Origin of the sequence: Candidatus Phytoplasma pruni (assembly GCF_001277135.1) — a bacterium.
In the GTDB taxonomy this organism is placed as follows: Bacteria; Bacillota_I; Bacilli_A; order Acholeplasmatales; family Acholeplasmataceae; genus Phytoplasma; species Phytoplasma pruni.
Window position 1 is genome coordinate 1 of sequence record NZ_LHCF01000007.1, and the last position, 26,648, is coordinate 26,648.

General features: G+C 27.4%; 22 protein-coding genes and 1 pseudogene. 19 read left to right on the top strand and 4 right to left on the bottom strand.

All coding sequences use genetic code 11. The features are described 5' to 3' along the window. Positions 1-400 precede the first annotated feature (400 nt). The 7 genes and pseudogenes from CPX_RS01555 to CPX_RS03030 all read left to right on the top strand — a co-directional run bounded on the left by CPX_RS01555 (position 401) and on the right by CPX_RS03030 (position 6,880). Complete coding sequence (locus tag CPX_RS01555; RefSeq protein WP_053521456.1) at positions 401-1,789, top strand: TldD/PmbA family protein; 1,389 nt, start codon at positions 401-403, stop codon at positions 1,787-1,789. Further along, on the top strand, positions 1,789-2,130 hold the full coding sequence (locus CPX_RS03265; RefSeq protein ID WP_235443205.1) for a PmbA/TldA family metallopeptidase: 342 nt from the start codon (positions 1,789-1,791) through the stop codon (positions 2,128-2,130). The genes CPX_RS01555 and CPX_RS03265 overlap by 1 nt, the downstream gene beginning before the upstream one ends. Beyond that, positions 2,091-3,095: a TldD/PmbA family protein gene (locus CPX_RS01560; protein ID WP_235443206.1), complete on the top strand. Its 1,005-nt coding sequence runs from the start codon at positions 2,091-2,093 to the stop codon at positions 3,093-3,095. Before CPX_RS03265 ends, CPX_RS01560 begins: the two co-directional genes overlap by 40 nt. Before the next feature lie 235 nt (positions 3,096-3,330). Further along, a complete protein-coding gene (locus tag CPX_RS01565; protein WP_053521457.1) occupies positions 3,331-4,971 on the top strand; it encodes a nucleoside kinase in 1,641 nt (546 codons plus the stop codon). Positions 4,972-5,178: 207 nt separating this feature from the next. Then, positions 5,179-5,418 (top strand): hypothetical protein, encoded by a 240-nt coding sequence (locus CPX_RS03090; protein WP_200902626.1) that lies wholly within the window; start codon positions 5,179-5,181, stop codon positions 5,416-5,418. After that, a pseudogene (locus tag CPX_RS03270) lies at positions 5,369-6,447 on the top strand (gluzincin family metallopeptidase). The gene CPX_RS03090 and the pseudogene CPX_RS03270 overlap by 50 nt, the downstream one beginning before the upstream one ends. 280 nt (positions 6,448-6,727) lie before the next feature. Then, positions 6,728-6,880, top strand: coding sequence for a hypothetical protein (locus tag CPX_RS03030; protein WP_161802331.1), 153 nt, complete (start codon positions 6,728-6,730; stop codon positions 6,878-6,880). 1,693 nt (positions 6,881-8,573) lie between these two features. Here the strand turns inward: CPX_RS03030 and CPX_RS01575 are convergent. Continuing rightward, entirely contained in the window at positions 8,574-9,173 is a 600-nt protein-coding gene (locus tag CPX_RS01575) for a nitroreductase family protein (protein WP_235443207.1), read from the bottom strand. A 274-nt stretch (positions 9,174-9,447) separates the two neighbouring features. On the opposite strand from CPX_RS01575, the gene CPX_RS01580 reads away from it, so the two are divergent. The 10 genes from CPX_RS01580 to glnS all read left to right on the top strand — a co-directional run bounded on the left by CPX_RS01580 (position 9,448) and on the right by glnS (position 23,797). After that, on the top strand, positions 9,448-10,635 hold the full coding sequence (locus CPX_RS01580) for a hypothetical protein (RefSeq protein WP_235443208.1): 1,188 nt from the start codon (positions 9,448-9,450) through the stop codon (positions 10,633-10,635). 177 nt (positions 10,636-10,812) lie between these two features. Next, positions 10,813-12,204 (top strand): Wadjet anti-phage system protein JetA family protein, encoded by a 1,392-nt coding sequence (locus CPX_RS01585; RefSeq protein ID WP_053521459.1) that lies wholly within the window; start codon positions 10,813-10,815, stop codon positions 12,202-12,204. A gap of 178 nt (positions 12,205-12,382) precedes the next feature. Then, entirely contained in the window at positions 12,383-12,919 is a 537-nt protein-coding gene (locus tag CPX_RS01590; protein ID WP_084007110.1) for a DUF2963 domain-containing protein, read from the top strand. A 317-nt stretch (positions 12,920-13,236) separates the two neighbouring features. Beyond that, positions 13,237-14,925 carry a M3 family oligoendopeptidase gene (locus tag CPX_RS01600; protein ID WP_053521462.1) on the top strand — a complete coding sequence of 563 codons (1,689 nt, stop codon included), beginning with the start codon at positions 13,237-13,239 and terminating at the stop codon, positions 14,923-14,925. A gap of 409 nt (positions 14,926-15,334) precedes the next feature. Then, a complete protein-coding gene (gene gyrB, locus CPX_RS01605) occupies positions 15,335-17,239 on the top strand; it encodes a DNA topoisomerase (ATP-hydrolyzing) subunit B (protein WP_053521463.1) in 1,905 nt (634 codons plus the stop codon). 147 nt (positions 17,240-17,386) lie between these two features. Continuing rightward, positions 17,387-19,795, top strand: coding sequence for a DNA gyrase subunit A (gene gyrA / locus CPX_RS01610; protein ID WP_235443209.1), 2,409 nt, complete (start codon positions 17,387-17,389; stop codon positions 19,793-19,795). 123 nt (positions 19,796-19,918) lie between these two features. Then, entirely contained in the window at positions 19,919-20,431 is a 513-nt protein-coding gene (tsaE, locus tag CPX_RS01615; protein WP_235443210.1) for a tRNA (adenosine(37)-N6)-threonylcarbamoyltransferase complex ATPase subunit type 1 TsaE, read from the top strand. 31 nt (positions 20,432-20,462) lie between these two features. Beyond that, positions 20,463-21,065: a tRNA (adenosine(37)-N6)-threonylcarbamoyltransferase complex dimerization subunit type 1 TsaB gene (gene tsaB, locus CPX_RS01620; protein ID WP_053521466.1), complete on the top strand. Its 603-nt coding sequence runs from the start codon at positions 20,463-20,465 to the stop codon at positions 21,063-21,065. Between the two features lie 27 nt (positions 21,066-21,092). Beyond that, positions 21,093-22,085, top strand: a complete 993-nt coding sequence (tsaD, locus tag CPX_RS01625; RefSeq protein WP_053521467.1) for a tRNA (adenosine(37)-N6)-threonylcarbamoyltransferase complex transferase subunit TsaD — start codon at positions 21,093-21,095, stop codon at positions 22,083-22,085. 83 nt (positions 22,086-22,168) lie between these two features. Continuing rightward, positions 22,169-23,797, top strand: coding sequence for a glutamine--tRNA ligase (gene glnS, locus CPX_RS01630; protein WP_053521468.1), 1,629 nt, complete (start codon positions 22,169-22,171; stop codon positions 23,795-23,797). A 55-nt stretch (positions 23,798-23,852) separates the two neighbouring features. On the opposite strand, the gene CPX_RS01635 is transcribed toward glnS, so the two are convergent. Continuing rightward, positions 23,853-24,257: a hypothetical protein gene (locus tag CPX_RS01635; RefSeq protein WP_053521469.1), complete on the bottom strand. Its 405-nt coding sequence runs from the start codon at positions 24,255-24,257 to the stop codon at positions 23,853-23,855. Positions 24,258-24,758: 501 nt separating this feature from the next. Between CPX_RS01635 and CPX_RS03105 the strand changes: the two genes are divergently transcribed. Together CPX_RS03105 and CPX_RS01640 are read left to right on the top strand one after the other, a co-directional pair. Beyond that, the gene (locus tag CPX_RS03105) at positions 24,759-24,926 is read left to right on the top strand and encodes a hypothetical protein (protein ID WP_200902629.1); all 168 of its coding nucleotides are present in this window, start codon (positions 24,759-24,761) and stop codon (positions 24,924-24,926) included. A gap of 82 nt (positions 24,927-25,008) precedes the next feature. Then, on the top strand, positions 25,009-25,260 hold the full coding sequence (locus CPX_RS01640; protein WP_152907382.1) for a hypothetical protein: 252 nt from the start codon (positions 25,009-25,011) through the stop codon (positions 25,258-25,260). Between the two features lie 280 nt (positions 25,261-25,540). Here the strand turns inward: CPX_RS01640 and CPX_RS01645 are convergent, their stop codons facing one another. Further along, on the bottom strand, positions 25,541-26,014 hold the full coding sequence (locus tag CPX_RS01645) for a YitT family protein (RefSeq protein WP_161802332.1): 474 nt from the start codon (positions 26,012-26,014) through the stop codon (positions 25,541-25,543). An 8-nt stretch (positions 26,015-26,022) separates the two neighbouring features. Further along, positions 26,023-26,295 carry a hypothetical protein gene (locus CPX_RS01650; RefSeq protein ID WP_053521472.1) on the bottom strand — a complete coding sequence of 91 codons (273 nt, stop codon included), beginning with the start codon at positions 26,293-26,295 and terminating at the stop codon, positions 26,023-26,025. Between the last annotated feature and the right edge of the window lie 353 nt (positions 26,296-26,648).

Below are 26,648 nucleotides of genomic sequence, written 5' to 3' on the forward strand. Positions count from 1 at the left end.
TTTTTTAGATAATATATGAAAAGAGATAAATAACTAAGTTTATTTAATTTAGATCGAAAAAAATTATAAAAAAATGATAAAATAAAAACATTTGATCAATATAAATATTAACATATAACCCCAAAAGTATCAAGCTTTTTTAGAGATTATTTACCTCTATTCAAGGACCTACAAAAAAAAGATGAAGCTGCTTGTTTTCTTTTTTTACCTGAAAAAGGATATATCTTTTGATTAATCAAATTTTAGTTCATAAAGACTTTTTGGATTCATCAAGAAGAATAGTTACACATAGAAAAAAAATATTTTTATTAATAATTTTTTTTAAAAATGTTATTATTAAGATAGTTTTAAATTATTATAAAAATATGAAATAATTAAAAAAAGAAGGTTTTAAAAACACATGATAAAAAAAGAAGAAATACAAACTCTTTTAAATCAGTCTTTAGAATCAGGCGCTGATTTTGCTGAACTGTTTTTTGAAGACAATATGACTAATAGTTTAAGAATAACCGGTCAAGAAGTTGTTTCCTTATCAACTGACAATGTTTTTGGCGTAGGAGTAAGACTTTTACAAGGTTCAGATGAAGTATACGGTTATACTAATAAAGTTGATTTTGACAATATTCAAAAATTAATGACACATTTAAAAAGGAATTTTAAAGGACCGAAATATAAAGTTGTTCCTTTGGGCGAACCTCAACCTTTAAAAGAAAGTATGAAAAAACCTTTTGATTCGATGACAAAAAAAGAAAAAGCGAAAAAATTAATTAAATTATCAGACATAATGAAAAAACAAAATGATAAAATAATCCAAACTATTGTTAATTATCACGAAAAAGAACAAAAAATTTTGGTCGCTAATACAGAAGGAGTTTATCAAAATGATGTAAGACCTTATATACGTTGTGGTTTGGTAGCAGTAGCTAAAGAAGGCGAACAAATGCAAGACGTTTATGAAGGTCCAGGACGTTCTATGGGATTAGAATTTTTTGATTTAATAGACTTAGAACAATTAGCCCAAGAAGTAGCTCAAAGAGCGGTGGCTTTATTAAAGGCAGAAGAAATGAAGCCACAAGTTATGATCGTAGTTTTAAATAATGGTTTTGGGGGCGTTATTTTCCATGAAGCTTGTGGGCACCCTTTAGAAGCGACTGCTATCGCCAGAGGTTTATCACCTTTTAATAATAAATTAAACCAAAAAATAGCTTCTGATATAGTAACAGCTTATGATGACGGCGCTATTGAAGGTGCTTGGGGAAAACTTAATTTCGACGATGAAGGAATGAAAACCCAAAAAAACCTTTTAATTGAAAAAGGCATTTTAAAAAGCTATTTAGTTGATTTCCGTAACGGTCGTAAAATGAAAGCTAAACCGACCGGTTCTTCCAGAAGAGAGTCTTATAAATATTCTCCCACTTCAAGAATGAATTCGACTTATATCGCTAACGGCGCTGATAAACCAGAACAAATTATTAAAGATACTAAATACGGCTTATACGCTAAAAGTTTAGGCGGCGGAACAGTTGAACCTGCTACGGGAGAATTTAATTTCGTTGTTAAAGAGGGTTATTTGATTGAAGACGGTAAATTGACTACTCTTGTTAAAGGAGCGATGTTGATTGGTTATGGCGATGATGTTTTATTAAAAATAGATCGTGTAGGAGATAATTTATCTTTAGGACAAGGAATGTGCGGTTCTGTTTCTGGTTCAATCCCTACTGATGTAGGACAACCTACTATTAGAGTACAAGAAATGGTTGTTGGTGGCAACAAAAAGGAAAATGCGTAATGTATCAAAAATGGATTCAAAAAGGTTTAGATAAAGGCTTTGAAAGTTTAGAAATATTTGTCAGCGAAAGCAAAAGTTTTAAATTAACCCTAGATAACAACAAAGTCGAATCACTTGTAGAAAGCGATCTGGCGACAGTTAATATTAAAGGGATTTATGACAATAAATCAACAGAAGTATATTTTGAAAAAATAGATGAAGAAACGGTCGATAAAATGTTGAACACTTTGAAACAAAACACTCAAATAGTTGACAGCAAAGATCCAGCGATTATTTTTGAAGGTTCTTCCTCTTATCCTGAATGGGAAGAAAAAAATTTGATTTTTCCGTTATTCCTTTAGAAAAGAAAATTCAACTTTTAAAAGATTTAGAAAAAAACATGTCTTCTTCGAAAGTGATGAAAAAAATTGAAACCAATTCTTATAAAGAGGTTTTTAGTAAAAAAACTTTAATCAACTCAAAAGGGCTTCATTTAGAACAAGAAAATAATTATGCTTATCTTTATGTTTCTGCTATTTTCAAAAAAGACGGCGATGTACAAAGTTTTGGCAAATTAAAATTTGTAAAAGATTTCCAAGAATTTAATCCAGAAAAACAAGCCCAAGAAGTGGTTGTTGCGGGTGAAAAAAAATTAAACGGAGCTACTTTAAAATCAAAAAGTTATCCTACAGTTTTTTCAAACGAAATGTTTGCTGATGTTTTAGCCAGTTTTAGCAGCATTTTTACCGGACAAAGTGCTTATAGAAATTTAACTCAATTAAAAAATAAAGAAAAACAAGTTATCGCTTCTCCTCAAGTAAGCATCATTGAAGATCCTTTTTCTGATCAAGCTTTTTTCAAAGAAAAATTTGATGACGAAGGAGTTGTTTGCCAACCTAAAAACGTGGTTGAAAATGGTGTTTTTCAAGGTTTTATCCATAATTTAAAAACAGCCAAAATATTTAACACTCAACCGACAGGTAATGGTTTCGGCGGAGGAACCGGTTTTAGCAATTGTTATTTAAAACCAGGACAAAGAAGTTTAGATGATATAGTATCCACCATTGAAGAAGGTGTTTTTATCGATGATTTAGTCGGCATGCATGTAGGTATTCAAACTGTAAGTGGCGATTTCAGCCTTCAAGCTAGTGGTTTTAAGATTGAAAAAGGTAAAATCACTACTCCGGTGAAAATGATTGTTGTTTCAGGTAATTTTTTTGATATTTTAAAAAAATTAAAAGAAATAGCTAATGATTTTGAATTCCAAGTTTCTGGTTTTGGCAGTGCTAGTGTTTATGCTGGAGATTTAATGATTGGTGGTAATTAAACTTTTCTTTGGACAAATAATAAACAGACTCTCTCTTATTGGAGAGTCTTTTTTTGATGTGTGATCCTTTATAAGCATTATCTTCAAAAACATGAAAAGAACAAACATTATTCATTTGACATTATTTTGGTTATTTGTTATTATAAAAGTAGTTTTAAAGGCATTTTACAAAATACAATTTAAAGATAGGTATTTTTATTTTTGAAAAAAAATATAAGATAAGAAAGAAAAAATAGTGTTAAAAGTATATTACAAAAATCAAACTTTAAATGTGAATTCTAATACCAGTTTAGAAGAAGTAAAAAAACAATTGCAATTGACCAATGTTTACGCCGCTCAAGTAAATAATAAAATACGCGAATTAACGTTTGAATTGGCTGAACCCGAAAATGACGTTCTTTTTTTAGATTTATCTCATCCTCAGGCGGTGGACATTTATGAAGCTAGTTTGAGATATTTGGTCGTTATGGCTTTTTATCATGTATTTCCTGAGAAAAAAGTGCGTTTTTCTTATTATAGTTCACAATCTCTTTTGGTTACACTCGAAAATAACGCAGAATTCAATTTAGAAATGTTTGAACAAATTCAAAAAAAAATGATAGCCTTAGTAGCACAAAAGTTAAAAATTGAAAAAAAATCTTTTTCTTTGGAAAAAGCTTTAGAAATATATGATGCTTTTGGTTTTGAGAATAAAAAAAAGCTTCTTCAACAAAAGCCCCAAAATAAGGTTTCTTTATATGTTTGTGATTCATATTATAACGATATGCACCAAGGCATGGTTCCTAATACGAGTTATTTAACTCACTATCAATTATTATATCGTTCTTCTTCTATGATTTTGCAATTTCCTCAAACTTTTCATCATGGTGTAATACCTCTTTTCAAGGAAGAACCTTTTTTTGAAAAAACTTTGCATCAAACGTCGGTTTGGCGTCAAATGACTCAAACACAAAATATTCATCAAATAAATAATTATTCCTCCAATCCTAAGAAAAACTTTGATTTAATTAGTATCGCGGAAATCAACCATCAAAGACAGTTAATGGAGATCAGCAACCAAATAGCTGATAAAAAAGATAAAATAAAAATTATTCATATTGCTGGACCGTCTTCCAGTGGTAAAACCACTTTAGCCAAAAAACTACAATTACAATTAATGGCTGTAGGCGTTACAAGCACTTTGGTTAGTATGGATAATTATTACTTACCCCTTGAAGAAGTCCCCAAAACCTCAGATGGTTCATCTTATGATTTTGAACACATCCAAGCGTTAAATATTGATTTATTTAACCAAAATATAAATGATTTAATTTTACATAAAAAAGCTATTATTCCTCAATTTGATTTCAGTACTCGCGTGATTACCCACAAACCTATCGAAATCAATACACAAGTCTTGTTGGTTGAAGGAATTCACGCTAACAATCCTGCATTATTACCTTCCCTTTCTAGGGAACAAAAATTTAAAATTTACATTGCTCCACAACACCAATTATCATTGGATGAACACAATCCTTTACATATCACAGATATTCGTTTTTTGCGTAGAACTATTCGAGATTTAAAAATGAGAAGCACTAATATTTTAAAAACTTTTGATTTTTGGAAATCTGTTCGAGAAGGTGAATTTAGGTGGATTTATCCTTATCAACAAGAAGCGGATTATTTATTCAATTCGGAGTTAATTTATGAATTTAACGTTTTAAAGCCATATTTAGAACTTTTATTGTTAGAAGTGCCTTTGATGAGTCCGTATTTTGAAAAAGCTCAATATTACTTAAAATTATTAAGTTGGTTTGACGCTTGGGAATCTGATTTGGTTCCGCATGAATCCTTATTAAGGGAATTTATCGGAAATAGTCCTTTTTATCAATAAAAAATGTTACACTAAAGAATATAAGTTTTAAGTGTGAAAAAGATCAAAGCTATATGATTTTTTTTCTGTGATTTTGCATTTATTAAATTAATTTGAAGAAAAGGTGAAACAATGTCTGTTCATTATCAACAATTAGAAAAAAGATTTGAATAAATCGGTTATTTTGAAAATATTTTAAATATATTTCATCGGGATATAGCTTGTAATATGAAAGAAGTTTCGGAAAAAAGCCGCGTAAAAGAGATTTTAAGTTTAACAAGAGTTATTCGTCAATTGTTAACTTCTGATGAAACTAAAGAATGGTTAAATAAAGCAGAACAAGAAAAAAAATTCTTTAGATGTATGGCAAAAAGCAAATTTAAGGGAAATAAAAGCGAAAATACAAGATTAAAAAATTGTGGATCAAGAATTGCAAAACAATTTTATTTTAGCAACTGCACAAGCTGAATTAGCGTGGAGAAAAGCTAGACAACAAAACGATTATAAAATGTTTAAGCCTTACTTTCAAAAAGTCCTTGATTATGTTAAAAAAATAGCGCATTTAAGATCTAAAGCTTTAAATGTCCTTTTATGCGATGCTTTAGTGGTGAGATACGAACCAGGCAATACTGTGGAGAACATTAAACAAATGTTTGCTGTTTTAAAAGAAGAATTGCTACCTTTAATCAAAAAAGTGATGAAAAAGCAGGCCAAAAGTGGAACTCCTCTTCAATTGTCTATGCCAATTGAAAAACAAAAAGAATTAAACAATAAAATGATTGAAAAAGCAGGCTTTAATGTTGATAAAGGTCGTTTAGACGAATCTACGCACCCTTTTTGTGGTGGAACTGCTGATGATGTTCGTTTGACCACTCGTTATGATCACAATAATTTTTTAGATAGTTTATGGGCGCTATGCATGAAGTAGGGTACGCTTTATACAAACAAAATTTACCTAAAAAATATAAAAATCAATCTGTTGGTAAACCTAGAGGGTATCCATTTCATGAAAGTCCATCTTTATTAATTGAAAAACAATTGGTTAAAATAAAAGAATTTTTAACCTATTTATCTGTTTTTTTAAAGAATGATATGCAAATGAATGACCCTTTATTAACGGTTGATAATTTGTATCAAGAAGTTAACCGTGTTCAACCTAGTTTTATCAGAATTTATACGGACGAATTAACTTATTCTTTACATATCATTTTACGTTTTGAAATAGAGGAGATGTTGGTTAACGATCAATTAACTTTAGACGAATTGCCTCATGTTTGGAATCAAAAAATGAAAGATTATTTAGGCATCGTTCCTAATAATGTTTCTGAAGGCTGTCTTCAAGATGTTCATCGGCCTTCCGGTTATTTCGGTTATTTTCCTAGTTATTTAAACGGTACTATGATTTCATCTATGTTAATGAGTAAAAACAAAAAAATAATCCAGACATCAAAAAAGATTTTACTCAAGGTAAGTTTACAAACGTTAACTAATATTTAAACCAAAATTTTAGAAATTTCGGTTCTTTATATACAGCCTATGAATTATTAAAAATTTCTACTGGCGAGAACAAAATCGATCTTGATGCTTTTGTTAAATATTTAGAAGAAAAATATTTATCTAATTGATTTAATTTTTAAAAAATAACTCTATTTATTTAAAAAACTCAAAATGATAGAATATTGCTTTTATACAAGATAAAGGCAATGTTTTTTTCTTTTTTGATAAAAATCAATTAGATGAAATAAAAACAGTTGATATTGCTTTTTGTGATTGTGATATGTCTAGTTCTTTAGTTGATAATGTTGTTAATTTTGCAAATTTTTTAATAGATGTTTTAGATATTCCTGATTTTGATGATTTGGTAGAAAAATTAATTTCAATGGGAGAATTTTCAGTTGAAGAATTAAAAGAAATGGGAATAGATGAATAAGAATAAAAAGTATTATCGAAATACGAAAAAATTCCTCAACCTATAAAAACTAAAGTCAAAGGTTATATAAAGAAAAAAATAAATCAAAAATTCCGACTATGCTATTGTAAAATTTTCAATAAAAGTAGGAACTAAAAAAATATTCGGCAAAGGTTTTGGTAAAGTTTTTTCCCTGAAGTTTTTGAAATTATAGAAATGGGAGAGAAAAAACATGCATCATATTCTCATATAAAAAATAACATAAAAGTTTTAATATTACAAATAATAGTTACGAAAAAACAGCAGTATTTAATTTTTCACAAAGGAGATTGCAAACATGGGTATTTTAGATTATCTGATAAATCCATCTGAAAACAAACTACTTAAAAGTTTTTTAAAATCAAAAAAATAATAACAATGAGACCAATAAAAAGCTTCGTTTTATTATTAAACATAAATCGATCTCTTCTGAAGAGGTTAAAATTGTAACACATAAAAGTGTTTTTGTTAAATTTTTCATTTCGTTTTTTTCTTTTTGTCATAATTAATTTGTTTTTTATTATCTTTTTTTTGAAAATGATTTTTGCGATATATTGGTTCAGCAACCTTATTAGTTTTTATTATTATTTTACATTATTATGGTGTGGAATATAACCTTTTATGTGCACTACTTTAATGATAATAGTAGGAATGATAATTGATGTTTTTGGTCTTATAGTGGCGCCTTTACTTTAGGTTAATGCTTTAGATCAATTTAGATCGTTTCATAGAAGGAAAAATTGAGAAAAAACATGAGTATTTAATCATTAATTTATTATTTGTTAGTTTTTATGAAATATTTTCAACTATCGTCTCACTTCTGATGGACAATTAATTAGAATACATTATAAGGACAATTGATAATTATTAAATCAACCTCTTTATAGCGTCAAAAACTTATTTAAATAGAAAAAAGAATATTTTTCGTTTTTGTATTCTTTTTTCTATTTTTTCATATAAAATATAAATGGGGATGTTTTTGGTTTCGACATGGTTAATGAGTTTTTATTTATCATATCTTGGTTACGCAAGTAAAAACTCTCGAGGTCATAAATAAACGGCAATACACAAGATAATTACGAAAGCGAATCAACAACTTATAAAGGTTTAGGTTACGCTCCACAATTAACAAGAGCAACTGCTTCTTGTTAATCTAAAAACGGTTTATAAATTTTTTCTTTAAAAATTTTTTTTAAAGAACACTTTTTATTAATCATTTTTTATTCTTCTATAAAACTGAGTTTATCTTTTAAACCGGTTTCATTATTTTCTTCAATATAATTATTTTTTTCTTTTTATAATCATATAAATTATTAAACTATTTCTTTTTTTAAAGAAATACTTTTCATTTTATATAACTTTTGTTTGTTTTTGAAAAACAAAATAAATATGTAGAATAAATAAAACAAGTTAACTTTGCACAGGGGTTCGAATCCCCTCATCTCCACCAACAGAAATAATAAAAATCATTAAGTTGATTTTCTGAAGCTTTTTTATAAATAATCCTCCCTAATAAACATTAGAAAACAAAAAAACATATTTTTTATCATAATAGCGATATATTATGATAAAAAATATGTTTTTAAGTTAATATGATAAAAAATATTTCCCAAATGTTATTAGAAAATATTTTTCCGCCTGATTAATTATAAAAAATTAACGAAATCTTCAGGTTTTAATTTAAAAGGTGTTTTTTTTGGCCTTTTTCTCCTTCGGGAAATAGTTTTTCTTTTCCTACGGAAATTAAAATAAGAGGTAAATAATTACTAGGTATATCAAAAAGTTCGTTTACTTGATCAAACTTGCAACCTCCGATAAAACCTCCGTTATAGTCAAACTTTTGTAAAGTAGCAACAAAATTAAGACCTACAATGCCTCCTTCTAAAAATAATTCATTATGTAATTTGTTCTCTTGCATAGAAAAATAATTTTCTTTAATTTGTTTTAAAACCAATTCTTTTCTTTCCAGAGTAATTTCATTATTTAACCATTTTTGTTGATAAATATATTCACTATTTTTGGCTTTATTTAGATCTCCAAACAATAAAACCATAGCTGAACTAGTTTCCAATTGGGTTAAATTACCCTTTAAACAAGTTTTTAATTTATTTTTGTTTTCTTGACTTTCTATGACAAAAAAACGCCATGGTTGCAAGTCAAAAGAAGAAGGAGTGAAACGTATGTCTTGAAATATTTTATCCCAAGTTTCTTTATTTATTTTTTGGTCTTTTTCAAACAATCTAACTGTTTTAATTTTCATTTTACTTTCCTTCATTTTATGTTTTCTTTTATAATTTTGGTCAATAAATAAAATTTTTATAAAAACATTTACATTGTATTTTAACAAATTTTATTTATCTTAAAAGAAAAAAGAGAGAAAAATTTTATAATAACAACAAAATTTTTTCCTATTAAAAATCTTCCACTAAACAATATTTTATACAATTTTTTGATAAAAAACAATACAAAATAGAAATGGTTTTTAAAAAAAACGCAACATGATGAACAAAAACAAAAATATAATCCTTTTTAAGATTATAATTCTTTTTTTGCTTTTTTCTAGTTATTTAATTTATAAATTTATCCAAGACAGGCAAATAAATATTTCAGAAGAAACGCAAACATCTTTAGAACAACAAAATATTCAATTATCTAATGACTTAACCAAACACAAACAAGATATAAAAAATAAATATGATGACTGGGCAAAGCAAAATAACGCTTTAACGCAACGATTATCCGCTTTACAAAAGGACAAAGAAAACTTAGAAAAACAAAATATACAATTAAAAAGCGAGAAAAAAGAATTGATGTCTCTGCAAGTCGACTTGTATTCTCAAATAGAGACTTTAAAAACTGAAAGTTCTCGATTAAAAGACGAAAAAGTAACACTTTTTAAACAAAAATTAGATTTTCAAACTAGACATGATTTGTTAGAATACGATCTTGCTGATTTAAAATTAGAAAAGAATGATTTAGAAGCTCGAAATAAACAATTAAATGTTGACAAAGAAATTTTAAATACTGAAAAAGAAACTTTAAAAACTGAAAAAATAAACTTAAAAAAACAAATTGCCAATTTAAACGCTGAAAAAGAAATTTTCATTTTGAAAAAACAAGAGCTACAAAAACAAATAGAAAACTTAGAAAAACAAAAGACTAGTTTAAATGACGAAAAACAAAAGTTAAATGATGAAAAGATCGCATTAGAAAGTCGAAACACACAATTAAGCGCTGAAAAAGAAACTTTAATCGCTGAAAAAAACCAATTAGAAAGTCAAATAACGACATTAATAGTTGAAAAAGAATCTTTTACTTTGCAAAAACAAGGTTTGCAAAACCAAATTGAGTCCTTAGAACGAGACAAAAACCAATTAAACGATGACAAAAGGGCTCTTACTTCTCAACAGGCAGAAAATAAAAATAAAATAGATGTTTTAGAGAGTGACAAAGAAAAATTAATTACCGAAAGAGCGACTTTAACAGCTGAAAAAACTCAATCAGACAGTCAAATTGCGGCATTAATCGCCGACAAAGAGGCGTTAAATGTACAAAAAAACAGTTTACAAGCTAAAATAGAAAATTTAGAAAAAGAAACGAATAAATTAAACAAAGAAATAACAGATTTAAAAAAAGCCAAAACAAAATTAGAAAAACAAAATAAGACATTATCAGATGATTTGAGAAAAGAAAAACAGAAAAAAACTGCAGCACCCAATAAAAAAAATAAACCTTAAAAAAGTTAAAAAATTTGTTTAAATAATTAACATATTTAGAACAAACTTTTTTCACTAATCATAATTAAAGGTAAAAAAGACCGCTATAAATAGAAAAATATTATATAATTTTCATATAAACTTTTTTCTATTGTTTATATGAAAATAATAAATCAAAAAAGTGAGCAACCCACAATTATGTCTCATTTATTCAAAACTTTACCGAATAATTTTTTTCAAATTTTATCTTCTCCTAATAAAGATATTTATATTGATTGTCTTTTGTCGTTAGAAAATCTCGCCAATAAAGAAAATAATATTTACATTGAAAAAGAATTAGCAATCAACGCTTTAGAAAAGTATTTCAATGAGAAAAACAAACATTTAGTAACTGAAGAAAAAGAACTTATTGAAGAAATAGATAAAACAGCGATCAACAATCATCAAAAAGCTTCCAGAGTTATTTCTATCTTTAAAAAAAACGGTTGGTTGGGCGAAGAAAGAATTAATTATAATACCATTAATTTAAATTTTTTTGATTATAGTTTAGAAATGATTAATTTTTTTAAAAAAACTCTGAACGAAATTAAACCAGAATCGATTGGGAATATTTATAGTGTTTATTCTCTTTTGAAGTTTTTTTTAGTAGAAAAAAATTACGCTAATTTTCACGAAGCAGTTTCTAAAACGCAAAACCTGCTAGTAAAATTAAAAATTTTAAAAGCTAATATTTATCGTTTTTATCATCAATTATTAAATACTGATTTTCAATCAAATGTGCAAGATATTTTAGAACAATTGTTGTTGAATTATAAAAAAAATTTTTTTGATTCGTCTTATTATTTGTTAAAAACAGCTGATAATTTTTTTAAATACAGAAGACAAATTAATTTATTTTTAGAAGAAATACAAGATAACTCGCTTTACATTGAATCTCTGGCGGAACAGATTCAATATATTTATGGTTTTTCAGAACAACAATCTTATTCCATGGTTTTGGAACAAATCGAACAAATGAAAGAAAATTTTAAAACAGCTGATCAATTGATTGAAATTATAGACCAAAAAAACGAACAATATTTAAAAATAGCTTGCGATAGGATTTTGTTTTTCAACAATAAAAAAGAAAATTTACAAAATATTTTGAATTATGGTTTAAAAATGGTTCTTAATAACCAAATAGAATATCAAGAATTTTTCAATCTTTATCCAATGAAAAATTTAGATCAACAATCTTTTTATAAACCTCGAAGAGTGAAACAAGAAATAGGAATTTCTTCTTTAGATTATATTTCTGAAGAATCAGAAAATATTTTGACTCAAAAGAAAAAAACTTTTTTAAATAGAGATTTGTTTTATAATAAAAAAAATATCAATCTTTATGTAGAAGAAATGTTAAAACAAAAAAACCCTTTTAAAGGCTCAGAAATTATTTTAAATAATAATCGCGATATATCACGTTTAATTCTTATTTTTATTTATTCTAAATCTTCAACTAAAAAAAATATTTATCGCATTGCACCTTTGCATCAAAAAGTAACCTGCAATAATATCTCTTTTTCTGATTTTTTAATTTTTAAAAAAGAATGATTTAAAGGTTAAAAATTATTTTTTAAGACTAGATATTAATGACGAATTTAGATGATTTTTTTTTCTTGTCATAGAATATAAATCATATGGGAAAAAAATATTTTTCAGTTATAATGGTTGATGGAAAGAGCAATCTTTTTCCGAAAAACTATTAGAATAAATATTTTGAGAACCTTAAATGATGAAATTTTTTCGCATGAAATCCATTTATTATAAATTTTTCTTATTCTTTTTAACTTTTTTGTTGTTTTTAATTTCTGCCCTAAGTCTTTGGTTCATTAGTTCCATGAGGAAAGAAAACCAATATTTAAAGCAAAAATATGATAATTTTACCAAACAAATATTTAAAATTAAAATTGATCCACAGATTGAAAATTGTTATAATTTGTTGACAAAAAAAATAGTTCAAAAAAACCACTTTTTTAGCGATGGCAAAACCATTGATTTTATTGAAGAATTTAATGAAAAAGAACAATTAAAACAAAAAACCTTTTTTCAAATAGACGGTAAAACCAGAAATTTTATAGAAATTTATGATATAAATTCTCATAAAATAAAAAAGATTTTTTTTAGAACAGACGGGCAAAGGCTAGAAAAAATTATTGAATATAATCGACCGAACCAATTGATTACAGAAACCGTCTTTCAAGAAGATGGGAAAACGGTTCAAAAAATAATTAAAAAAACTTACAACGCCGGAATTAAAACTAGTTAAGCAATATTTCGGATCATATTTAATCCTTGAAAACTCTCTGATTAAGAATTAAAAAAACTAAATTAGTTTTTTTTATTATTTTTAGCTTGTTTTAATGATGCCAAAATTGGCTAATATGCCTTTTTTAGCTTATCTTTGAAACTTTTTTTATCTCTTTTGGTAAAAATTTTTTTTGATGAAAATAAATTAAAAGTGATATAATAAGAAAATAATTTTATTTTTTTATCTTGAAAAAAATAAACAATATAAATTTGAATTTTGAAATGTTTTGGAAAAATAAACTTATTAAAATTCAATTAAAAAAGGAAACATAAATCATGAAATTTAGCCAATTCCCATATCAAAGACCCGATATGGAAGAAATTAAAAAAAATATTTTACCAGTAATTGAAAAATTCCTTGATTACTCTTTAGAAAAACAAATTAAAAGTTTAAAAGAAGTTAATCGAATAACAGATGAAATTAATTCTATGGCTACTTTAGCAAGCATACGTAACAACGTGAATACAAAAGATCCTTTTTATCAAGAAGAACAAGCTTTTTGGGATCATAACGGTCCTCTTTTGTCTGAATGGCAATTCGATCTTTCTCAAAAAATGGTCCAAAGCAAACATTATGAAGGGTTAGTCAAAGAATTTGGCGAATTATTATTGCAAAAAACTCATTTATTTTTAAAAACTTTTGATGCTAAAATAATCCCTTTTTTACAAAAAGAAAACGCTTTAACTACTGAATATAAAAAATTAATCGCTGATCCTTCGGTTAATTTTAGAGGCGAAAAATACAATTTAAGCCAAATGGTTACTTTTTTATCTGTTCTGGATAGGGATACTAGAAAAGAAGCCCAATTAGCTATTTCTGCTTTTTTTGAAAAAAACGAAAAAGAATATGATCGAATTTATGATAATTTAGTTCAAGTGAGAAATGAAATGGCGCATCTTTTGGGTTATAAAAATTTCGTTCAATTAGGTTATGACCGTTTAGGGAGAGTAGATTATAATATTGACCAAGTAGCTTCTTACCGTGAAAATATTTTAACCAATATTTTGCCTTTTTACCATAAAAACTTGACTAAAAAATCTCGTCGTATTGGAATTTATAAACTCCAAAGTTATGACGCTAAATTTAATTTTTTAAGCGGAAATCCTACTCCTAAAGGTGGGGTTGATTTTCAAGTTGAACAAGCTAAAAAAATGTATTCTGAAATGTCTGAAGAAACCAATCACTTATTTAATTTATTAGTAGACAAAGAACTTTTAGAATTAGAAAGCAAACCAAATAAAGTAGGCGGAGGTTATTGCACTTACTTGCCTAAATTTCAATCTCCTTTTGTTTTTGCTAATTTCAACGGCACAAGCGATGATGTTGATGTTTTAACACACGAAATGGGACATGCTTTTCAAGTATATCAAAGTCGTCATTTAATCCCTGAATACCGTTTCCCTACTTTAGAAGCGGCAGAAATTCATTCTATGGGGATGGAATTTTTAGCTTGGCCTTGGATGCATCATTTTTTTCAAAAAGATTCAGAAAAATATAAATTTTCTCATTTATCCGAATCCCTTAACTTTTTGCTTTATGGCGCTTTAGTAGATCATTTTCAATATGAAGTTTATCAAAAACCTGAAATGACTCCGGAAGAAAGAAAAAAAGTGTGGCACGAATTAGAACAAAAATATTTGCCTTTGCAAAATTTTGAAGAGGATAAATTCTTGCAAAAAGGTGTTTATTGGTATCGTCAAGGTCATATTTTTTCTAGTCCTTTTTATTATATTGATTACACTTTGGCTCAAGTTTCTGCTTTAGAAATATGGGCTTTAAGTCAAGAAAATTATCCACAAACATGGCAATTATATTTATCTTTATGTCAAAAAGGTGGTTCAGAAAGTTTTGTAAATTTATTAAAACATTCTGGTTTAAACAATCCTTTTGAAAAAGATACTTTAAAAAATATCGCCTTAAAAGTGGATCAATATTTAGACCAAATTAATGATGGAAATTTTTAATTTTTCATCAAATATAACCAAACATATTTTTTAAAGTGTTTTTGCGTTGTTATAAAAAAAGACTTTATTCAGTTATGAACTTATTGTTGCGATAAATAAAAAGTGTTCCCTTTTTTTTTTTTAAAAACTATTTTAAAGATAAAAAAAATGGTAAAATATAAACCAAAAAGATAGTAAACTAGGCTTTTTTTCAAGGTTAAAAAAACAATATATCAGTATTTTTGGGTTATCGCAAGAGAAAAGAAAAGAAATTAATCTTTCTTTTTCTCATGGGATGTCTGTAAAATGCTAATTTGTGTGTTATAATAATTAATATGTCATTCATTTAGACTTATTTTAGAGAACAAATTTAAAACATAATGATAGATATTAAAAGGAAATTAATATTAAGGAGAATAAAATATTATAAATGGTTAAGAGCAACAATTATAATGCTGATAGTATTCAGATTTTAGAAGGTTTAGAAGCTGTTCGAAAAAGACCGGGAATGTATATTGGCTCTACTTCAGAAAAAGGGTTAAACCATTTAGTTTGGGAAATTGTTGATAATTCCATCGATGAAGCGTTAGCTGGTTATGCTGATGAGATTACTGTGGAAATAATGCCTGATAATGTTGTGCGTGTAACGGATAACGGGAGGGGTATTCCTGTTGGAATTCATACTAAAACTCAAAAATCCGCTGTAGAAACTATTTTAACTACTTTACATGCCGGAGGAAAATTTGACAATTCTTCTTATAAAGTATCTGGTGGTTTACATGGCGTTGGAGCTTCTGTAGTGAATGCTTTATCCGCCTGGTTTACAGTAGAAATTCATGTTGACAATAAAATGCATTATCAAAAATACGAAAGAGGGAATCCTATTACCCCTTTAGAAGTAACAGGTACTACTGATAAAAGAGGAACTGTTATTACCTTTTTACCTGATGAAACGATCTTTTTAGATATGAAAAATTTTTCATATCAATTGGATGTTTTCAAAAACAGACTTCAACAATTAGCTTTTCTAAATAAAGGGATTAAATTAAATATCGCTGATACCAGAAAAGAACCGATTAAACAATTTAATTTTTATTATGAAGGTGGAATTAAAGAATATCTGAAATATTTAAATACAAATAAAAAAGGCTTAAACCAAGACTTTTATCAAGAAACTGAAGTAGAGAATATGGCTTTGGAAATTGCTTTCCAATATACGGACGTTTATTCTTCTAATATTTATTCTTTCGTGAACAATATCCCTACCCATGAAGGGGGGACGCACGAAGAAGGGTTTAAAATGGCTTTAAATAGGATTTTATCTAATTACGCTAAAGATAAAAACTTGTTAAAAAAAGATATGAGTTTTATCGGCGAGGACACTTTAGAAGGGATAACAACTATTATTTCTTTAAGACATCATGATCCTTTATTTGAAGGTCAAACTAAAGCTAAATTAGGCAATCATGAAGTAAGACAATTTGTTTCTAAACAATTTGGCGAAGCTTTAGAAAGATATTTATTAGAAAATCCGCAAGAAGCTAAAAAGATTATTGAAAAAATTTTATTAGCTGCCAAAGCGAGAATTGCAGCTAAAAAAGCTCGTGAAGTGACTAGAAGAAAATCGCCTTTAGATTCTTTAGGTTTTGCTTCTAAATTAGCCGATTGTTATAGCAAAGACCCTACTTCTTCTGAATTATATATTGTTGAGGGTGATTCTGCTGGAGGTTCAGCTAAACAAGGTAGAAATTCTAAATTTCAAGCTATTTTACCTTTAAGAGGTAAAATCATTAATGTTGAAAAATCTCGTTTGGAAAAAATATTAAGCAATAACGAGATCGTTTCTTTGATCCAAGCTATTGGAGCGGGGATTGATCAAGAATTTAACATTAGTAAAGTGCGTTATCACCGTATTGTTATTATGACTGATGCCGATGTTGATGGAGCTCATATTAGAATTTTGCTTTTAACTTTCTTTTTCAGAAATTTAAGACCTTTAATTGAACACGGTTATATTTATTTTGCTCAACCGCCTTTATACAAAGTTCAACAAGGTAAAAAAATCAATTATTTTTATAACGAAGAAACTTTAAAAGGCTATTTAGCGATTAATAAAAATAAAATTTCTTTACAACGTTACAAAGGTTTAGGGGAAATGAACCCAGAACAACTTTGGGACACCACTATGAACCCTGAAACACGAACGTTGTTAAAAGTGTCTTTAGAAAATGCTTTAGAAGCAGATCGAATTTTCAATATGCTAATGGGAGAAGAAGTTTCTTTCAGAAAAACATTTATCAAAGACAATGCTATTTATGCAGATATAGATGTTTAATTTTATTTTTTAACAAAAATTAAAAAAAGGCGATTAAATGATGTTGGACAAAACTAAAAAAATAACACTTTAAATAACGACAATTCACCCAAAGATTCGGCTGATAATAATGTTGGATTTATTAAAACAATTGACATTGGTCAAGAAATGCAAAAATCCTTTTTAAGTTATGCCATGAGCGTTATTGTTTCCAGAGCTTTACCGGAAGTAAGAGACGGTTTAAAACCTGTTCAAAGACGAATTATTTATGGAATGAAAGAATTAGGCGTTTATAGCAGCGAAAGTTATAAAAAAGCAGCTAGGGTTGTCGGAGATGTAATGGGGAAATATCACCCCCACGGTGATTCTAGTATTTATGAAGCTATGGTAAGAATGGCTCAAAATTTTAACTATCGTTATCCTTTAGTAGATGGTCACGGTAATTTAGGTTCTATTGATGGCGATTCAGCGGCTGCTATGCGTTATACAGAAGTTAGAATGTCTAAAATAACTATGGAATTAATTAAAGATATTGATCAAAATACTATCGATTTTGTGGATAATTATGACGGTAGCGAAAAAGAACCTAAAGTTCTTCCTGCTAGATTTCCTAATCTTTTAGTCAACGGTTCTACCGGTATTGCTGTTGGTATGGCAACTAATATTCCTCCTCATAATTTAGGCGAAGTGATTGATGCTTTAGTGGCTTATATCGACAATAAAGATATTGAGATTCCTGCCTTAATGAAACACGTTAAAGGACCTGATTTTCCTACTGGAGGAGAAATTTTAGGAGCAGAACACCTAAAAGAAACTTACACAACCGGAAGAGGGAAAATTTTTATTCGTTCTAAAACTGAAATTATTAAAACCGATAAAAACAAACCTTCGGTAATTATTACAGAAATTCCTTATCAAATTAAAAAAAGTAGTCTAATTGAACGTATCGCTTTTTTAGCGAAAGAAAAAATTATTGATGGAATCACTGATTTAAGAGATGAATCCAACCGAAACGGCATTAGAATCGTGATTGATTTGAGAAGAGACGTCAATCCGCATGTTTTTTTAAATAACTTATATAAACACTCTCAACTACAAATTTCTTTTAATTTCAATATGATCGCTTTAGTCAATGGTGTTCCTCAATTGGTTAATTTAAAAACTATGTTATCTGAATTTTTCCATTTTAGAATTAACATTATCAACCGTCAAAAACAATTTGAATTAGAAAAAGCTTCGGCTAAAAAACATTTCATTCAAGCTTATGTGATAGTTTTAAACGATATTGATAGAGCTGTTGAAATGATTAAAACTTCTAAAGATGTGAAAACAGCGCAAGAAAGATTAATGCAAGCTTATAATTTTGACGAAATCCAAAGTAAAGCTATTTTAGAAATGAGTTTGCAAAAAATAACTAATTTAGAAATTGAAAAAATTAAACAAGAAGAACGTAATTTAATTGCTAAAATAGCTGAATGCGAAAGCATTATCGCTTCTCAATCGAAAAAAGAACAACTTCTTAAAGAAGATTTAAAACAAATGAAGGCTTCTTTCAAAGATAAAAGACAAACCACGATTAATACTTCAAATGATAAAGATGTTTTAAACATTTCTAACGAAAATTTGATTGCAAAAGAACGTATTTTAATTACTATCACTAATAAAGGTTATATTAAGCGTTTAAACTTAGACACTTATAAAAAACAAAATAAAGGTGGTAGAGGCGTTAGCGGAATGACTATGAATGAAAATGATTTTGTGGAACATTTCGTCGTTACATCAACTCACGCTTATCAATTGTTTTTCACTAATAAAGGTAAAGTTTATCAACTGAAAGGACATCAAATTCCTTCCTTTACCCGCCAATCCAAAGGCATTCCTTTAATTAATTTAATTCCGTTAGAAAAAGGCGAATTTTTAACAGCTGTTACTAGCGTGGATGATTTTAAAGAAATTAAAGATTATTTAGTTTTAGTAACTAAAAAAGGTTTAATCAAAAGAAATTCTATTAAGGAATACGAAAACATTAGAAATAATGGTAAAATAGCTTTTGTCTTAAAGCCGCAAGATGAAGTGTTATTCGTGTTAAAAACGACTGGCAAACAGGATATTATTTTAGCTGCTTCTGACGGAAGAGCTATCCGTTTCAACGAAAGTTCCATTAGAAAAACAACTAGAATGGGTTCTGGTGTGATTGGAATGAGAATTAAAAACGATGATAATATCGTCGGTTCCGCAGTTGTTTTATCTTCTGATCAAGATATTTTAGTGGTAACTGAATTAGGTTATGGTAAAAAAACTAAAGTAGATGAATATAGAAAACAAAAAAGAGGCGGAAAAGGCGTTAAAACCTTGAAAATAACCGCTAAAAACGGTAATTTAGTTTCCTTACAAACTATTTCACCAAGCGAAGAATTAATTTTAATTTCTCACCTTGGTCAAGTGATCAGAATTTCCGCTAATAAAATTTCCACTACTAAATCTAAAGCTGCTCAAGGCAGTAGTTTATTAAAATTACAAGAAGATCACAAATTAATTAACGCTGTAGTTGTGAAAAAAGACGAAAAAGATTTATAAATAAAAAAAATATGAAAAAACAACCAATGAAATAAATATTCGATTGGTTGTTTTTTTGAAAAAAATGCGTTTTATGAAGCGCTTTTGTAAAAGAGATTAATTTTATATGAGAAAGCAGAGATAATGAGAATGAAAAATAACGATAATACGACTAATAACCAGAAAATCATTTATTTTAAAAAATCTCTTTCTCAATTAAGAACTCAATGGGCAGGCGCTCTTTTGGGTAATATTATTTTATCTCAAAAGCACGCTAGTTCGCAAAAAAATATTGTTTTATTGAAAGGCGAAATAGGTTCTGGCAAGACAGTTTTTACTAAGGGTTTATTTAAACAATTAGGAGTTAAAGATAACATTAATAGTCCTACTTTTACTTTATTAAAAACTTATCCTGTCCCTGATAGACAACTGCATCACCTAGATTTTTACCGTTTTATCAACGATAATGAAGAAAGTCAAAAGATTTTTATCGCAGAAATGTTAGAATATGTTGATTTAGGGGATATTTTACTAGTAGAAGCGCCTAAAAAAATAACGTCTTTATTCCCTTCTTGGTCTTTTGTGGTCCAAATTAAAGTATTGCCACAAAATATCAGAAATGTTTTAATAGGACAAAATATTTCGGACTTAAAATAAATTAATAAAAATTTAAAGAAAGATTTTTATTATGAATCATAATCAAATGAAAAAATACATTATTTTAGATACATCAGCTGCTTTTCAATTGGTAACTTTAATTGATGATGAAAAAATCATTAGTATTCAAAAAAACACTAAGTCAAGAACTTTTGTGGAAAATATGATTCCTTTAATAGATATAGTTCTTAAAGAAAGTAATATTTCTTTAAAAGAATTAAACGGTATTATTGTAGGAGTTGGTCCTGGTTCTTTTACTGGTATAAAAGTGGCTGTTTTAACCGCTAAAATGTTAGCTTCTGAATTAAGTATACCTTTATACCGAATAAGCAGTTTACTCCTTTTATCGAGTGGTTATTCCGATGTTTTATTAACTCCTAAAGTCGCTATTAACGAGAATTCTTTTTATAGTTTAAGTTTAGCCAATAATAAAGTTATTTTACCTGAAAAGAATTATTCTTCTACTTTTTTAAAGGATTTTCCTAATCACTTGTTAATAACAGAAAAAACATTTCGTTTGTCTCCAGTTCAAGTCTTTTTTTATATGCAAAAAGTGACAGAACCACATCATTTAGTTCCCAATTATTGTATTCCTTATTTAAATGAAACGATGAAAGAGAGGTCTAATGAATAAATATATAAATGATAAAAAGGTATTTTTATGAATATTTTATCCATTGAAACTAGTTGTGATGAAACTAGCGTGGCGGTCACTCAAAACGGCAAAAAAGTTCTTTCTAACATAGTTTTTAGTCAAATTGATTTTCACAAACAATATGGAGGAGTAGTGCCCGAAATCGCTTCACGTAAACATGTAGAAACAATTACTTTAATTTTAAAACAAGCTTTGGAAGAAGCTAAAACGACTCCCCAAGAAATAGATTTAGTAGCGGTCACGCAAGGACCAGGTTTAATCGGTTCTTTATTGTTGGGTATCAATGCTGCTAATACTTTCGCCTATATTCATCAAAAACCTTTAATAGGGGTTAATCATTTGATGGGGCACCTTTATTCCGTTCAAATAAAAAACGAAATTAAATTCCCAGCTTTAGCGCTTTTAATTTCGGGAGGTCATACTGAATTAATTTATATAGAAGATCATTTTAAAATGAAACATATTGGAACTACTTTAGATGATGCCGTTGGGGAAGTTTATGATAAAGTCGCTAAAACTTTACAATTAGATTATCCTGGCGGTCCAATAATTGAAAAATTATCTTTACAAGGGAAAGATATTTTTAATTATCCTCGCCCTTATTTAAAGAATAAAAATTTAAATTTTAGTTTTTCTGGTTTAAAAAGTAAAATCATTAATTCTATCGATCATCAAAAAATGTCTTTACAATATAAAAGTGATATTGCGGCTTCTTTTCAAGCTAGTATCACAGAGGTATTAGTCGAAAAAACCCAAAGAGCGATGAAAATGTATCCCGTAAACCAACTCCTTATAGTAGGCGGAGTGGCGGCTAATCAGTTTTTAATCAATAGCTTTAAAAAAGCTTTTTCTAGAACGGAAATATTAACTCCTAGTTTAAAATATTGTACGGATCAGGCGGCTATGATTGGCATCGCAGCTTATTATCAAAATAAATTTAGCCAACCAGCTGAAAAAAAATATAATTTCAACGGTAATACTAATTTAAAAGTTGTCTAATGTGGTTATGTTATCAAAAGCGGTTTTAGAAGTTTTTTTGAGAATTTTAATTTAAAATTTATAATATAATCGAGGTATTAGTAATGTTTCAAGAATCGAATTTTATTAAAACTGTTATGCAAAAAGATTTAGACGAAAAAAAATATAAAGAAATAATTACTAGATTTCCGCCTGAACCAAATGGTTTTCTTCATTTAGGACACGCAAGAGCTATTATTATTAACTTTGAATTGGCTAAATTTTTTCAAGGAAAGACTTATTTAAGGTATGATGATACTAACCCTTCTAAAGAAAATCAAATTTATGTAGATGCTATTTTAGAAGATATTAAATGGTTGGGTTATGAACCGGACCAAATTTTTTATGCTTCTGATTATTTTGATATTATCGAAGAAAAAGCGATTTTATTAATTAAAAAAGGCAAAGCTTTTGTAGATGATTTGACTATGGAGCAATTGAAAGAATATAGAGGTGATTTGAAACAACCTGGCAAAAATTCTCCTTATCGCGACCGCACTGTTGAGGAAAATTTACATTTGTTTCAACAAATGAAACATGGAGTTTTTAAAGATGGCGAAAAAGTTTTAAGAGCTAAAATTGATATGGCTAGTCCTAATATGAACCTTCGTGATCCTGTTTTATATCGTATTTTAGATGCTTATACTCTGAAAAAGAAACGTTATTACATTTTCCCTGCTTATGATTTTGCCCATCCTTTAGAGGATGCTATCGAAGGGATAACTCATTCCTTATGTTCTTTAGAATTTGAAGATCATCGCCCTTTATATGATTGGATCATTAAAGAAACAGAAATGAAAAACACACCTAAACAAATAGAATTCGGACGTCTAAATATTACTCAAACTTTTTTAAGCAAAAGAAATTTAAAATTTTTAGTAGATTCGCAATTAGTGCAAGGTTGGAACGATCCAAGAATGCCGACCTTAAAAGGGGTTAAAAAAAGAGGTTATACGCCGGAAGCTATTAAAAAATTTATTTTAGAAATAGGTCTTTCCAAAAATAATACTCATATCGATAAAAACATGCTAGACTCTTGTTTAAGGGAAGATCTGCAAAAAAAAGCCAAAAAAGCGATGGCTGTGGTAGAACCTTTAAAAGTAACTATTACTAATTATCCTGATAACCAAATAGAATATAACGAAATACCTTTTCATGAAGATTTAAGTTTTGGTTCCAGAAAAATGGCTTTTTCTAAGCATATTTATATAGAAAAAAATGATTTTCAATTAACTAAATTAAACAAAAAATCTAAAAAATTATTTTTAAACGGAGAAGTGAGATTATTGCATTTTTATTTTGTTAAAGCTTATGATGTTATTAGAAATGAAAAAGGTGAAATTATTGAAGTTTTAGCAACATATGATCCTCAAACTAAAAGCGGCAGCGGTTTTAACGAAAGAAAACCGAACGGAACTATTCATTTTGTAGAAAAATTAACCGCCCAAAAAGCTCTTTTTAATTTTTATGAACCGCTTTTCAATAGTGAAAATCCTAACCCTTTAAATTTAAGTGCTGATTTTAATCATCATTCTTGGCTTAAAAAAGAAGTTTTCATAGAAGGTTCTTTAAACTTAGAACAAAACCATGAACCAATTCAATTTGTGAGACGAGGTTATTTTAATATAGACCATCAACCTGATAATTTAGCTAATTTTAACGAAATAATTCCTTTGAAAAAAAATTATAAATAAGAAAAACTTGATATCAAATGTTTTAGATTATTAAAAGGTCAATTAATTTGATTCACTATTTAGTTATTAAAAAAACCATCATTAGATGGTTTTTTAATATATTGGTCAAGCCAGACATGATAAAGATTAATTTATCTTTAGTAATATCGTATGTAGTACTTGTTGTTTCTGCTTTAACAGGATAATTGCTCTTTGCAGCTTCTTTTTCAGCCATGCTTTTTTTATTGCTATTTTCGATGGAAGTATGAAATTCTTTAAAAACATTTTTCATCGGTGGTATTTCTTTTAATAAACGAACTGATAAAACTGAAAAAACGAATAAAGCGATAAAAATAAAACTTTTACCTATAACGCTTTTTAGCGAAGCAGTTTGATAATTAACCCTTTTTTTGCCAATGGCTTCGGCTAAAATCTCTTTGTTTTGTTCAGCTTTAGACAAGATTGATCTCATTGTGAACATGTGTAATGTACCTCTTTTTTTATTTTTAAAATATTATTAAAAATTAATTTTTTTAAATTTTTCTTTCTTATAATTTATAAATATTTTTTTATGAAAAATTAAAATATATCATCTTATTTTCATGATTATTTTACAATAAAAATGAATTAAAGTCAATAAAAAAGCATTAATTTTCTTAAAAAATATTTATTTTGATGATGATATTATATATATATTGATTTATTCCGCGCTAACTAACTAAACCATTTGTTTTAAAACGGTTAGTTAAAAAGATAATTTTTCTGAAAGACGAAAAACGACCTTTATTCAGGGATTTTAAATTATTATTCATATCTTTGTCCTTTTTTCAAATTAATTGGTTTTCTTGTTCGTTAATTTAAGACCTTTTTTCTTTTTCTTCTTTTGATTTTCATCATCTTCATCATTTTCTGGAGAAAAAAGAATTAATAAAAGTGATAAAATAGAGAATAAAAACAAAAGAAATAAAGTAAAAGCGAAAAAGTGTTCGCTATTTTATTATGGATATCAGGTGCTTTAGCTTTTTTCATTCGCGAATGGCAAATCGGATTATCTATTTTCTTAGTTGTCATTGTTAACGGTATTTTAGCTTTTTTCCAAGAAAGCAAAGCAGACAAAATTTTGTCTTTACGATCTTTTCTATCATGTTAATGTTTAATCTCATTTCTTCTAGTATTCAAAGTAAAAAAAAGAAATAGACATTTTAAGAGCTATTAGGGCAAGTAGTTTTGATGTGATTATGATTTTCATGCAAGAAATTTTATTAATTGCTTGGATGATTTTTCTTATAGCTGTTCTAACAATCAAAACGGTAATTTATTACGGCAATCAGGTTATTTCTTCTTTAATTTGGGTCGATATAATGGAATTTGGAGCCAAAGAAATACTTTACGTTGGTTTAATCACTTTTACAATTTCTTTTGTTTCTGGTTTAGGACAAACTTTAAGAATCGCTCATAAAAATCCTATTGAAACCATGAGATGACATTATAACTCCTTCATATTAAGTTCTTATCATAAAAAGAAAAGGACTCTTTATAGAGTCCTTTTTTAGGCCTTTAACGGTAATATTAATAAAAGTTGATATAAATTTTATCATCTCTTTGACTTTCCTCTTCATTTAACCACAAAATTCGTTAAATCACTGATCTTTTATAATGTTTAAATAATAGATATTTAAAACTTTTAAAAAAATTTTTCTAAAATTTAAACCTTATAAGGAAGAAAAAAACCCTTTGAAGGGTTAAAATGATAAAAAACTACTTTTAAGTAGTCTTTTTATTTGGTTTTTTTCTTTGATTAGAAAACTTTTTTCTTTTTTTATTCTTTTTGTTGCTAAAAGCGATTTTATTAATTGTATAGATAGAAACGAAAAGAGAAGCGAAAGAAAAAGTGTATTTAATCACAACACTCATCTTTGAACTTTGATAAGTCGATAATTCAATTAAAAACGACATAAAGATCACTAAACAACCATCAGTTAAAAATAAAATCAACCAAAAGGGCATTTTTTTTGATTTATCCTTTAAGATGTTTTGAACTACACCTGTTCCACTCATAGAAGCTTTGTTTTTAAAAATCAAACCTGTTCCTGCTCCCATAATAATGCTGGCTAATAAATACACCAAAGCGGTTCTAAGATGACCTTCACCTTTTAAAAAAGGGAAAATATGGTCAAAAATTTTCATATTTTTAAAATTAGGAATAGAACCTAATAAAGTGGTAAAAGTGATAATCAAAAAAGTCACTAATAAAGATTTTTTAAAAATTTTTTACCTAAAAAATGTAATCCTAAGAATAAAGTCACAATATAGACTAAATCAACCGTGATTGGATGACCGAAAAATTTTTTTTCTGGTCCTAGTAAACCACAAACATTTTTTAAAATTTTGTCTAAGAAATTTAAAAAGGATTCTGTTCCGCCCATAGTTAAATCTTCTTGTTGAACTAAAAAGTGAATCCCGAAGATTAAAATAAAGGCTCCTAAAATAATTTGAAATAATTTCGGTTTATATTTCATTTTAATTATTCACACTTTCTTTTATTTTTTAAAACTTTTACTAAAAAAGCTTTGAAAAATAAATAAAAAAATATATCTATTTTTATAAAATAATAAAAAAATCTATATTTTAAAAAATAATTAATAAATATACATATCACATAATTCGAGTTAAAAAATACTAGTTGTATTTTAATGAATTTCATTTATAATAAATTTCACTAATAAAAATAATGGAAAAAGCAGTTTAAAAATTTATTTTCATTTTTAAATACAATTTATATTATAACAAAATTAAAAATAAATTTCAATTTTCCGTCCTTTTAATTTTTGTATCTCTTAAAAATGGTCTTTTTAAAACTGTTTTTTTTCTT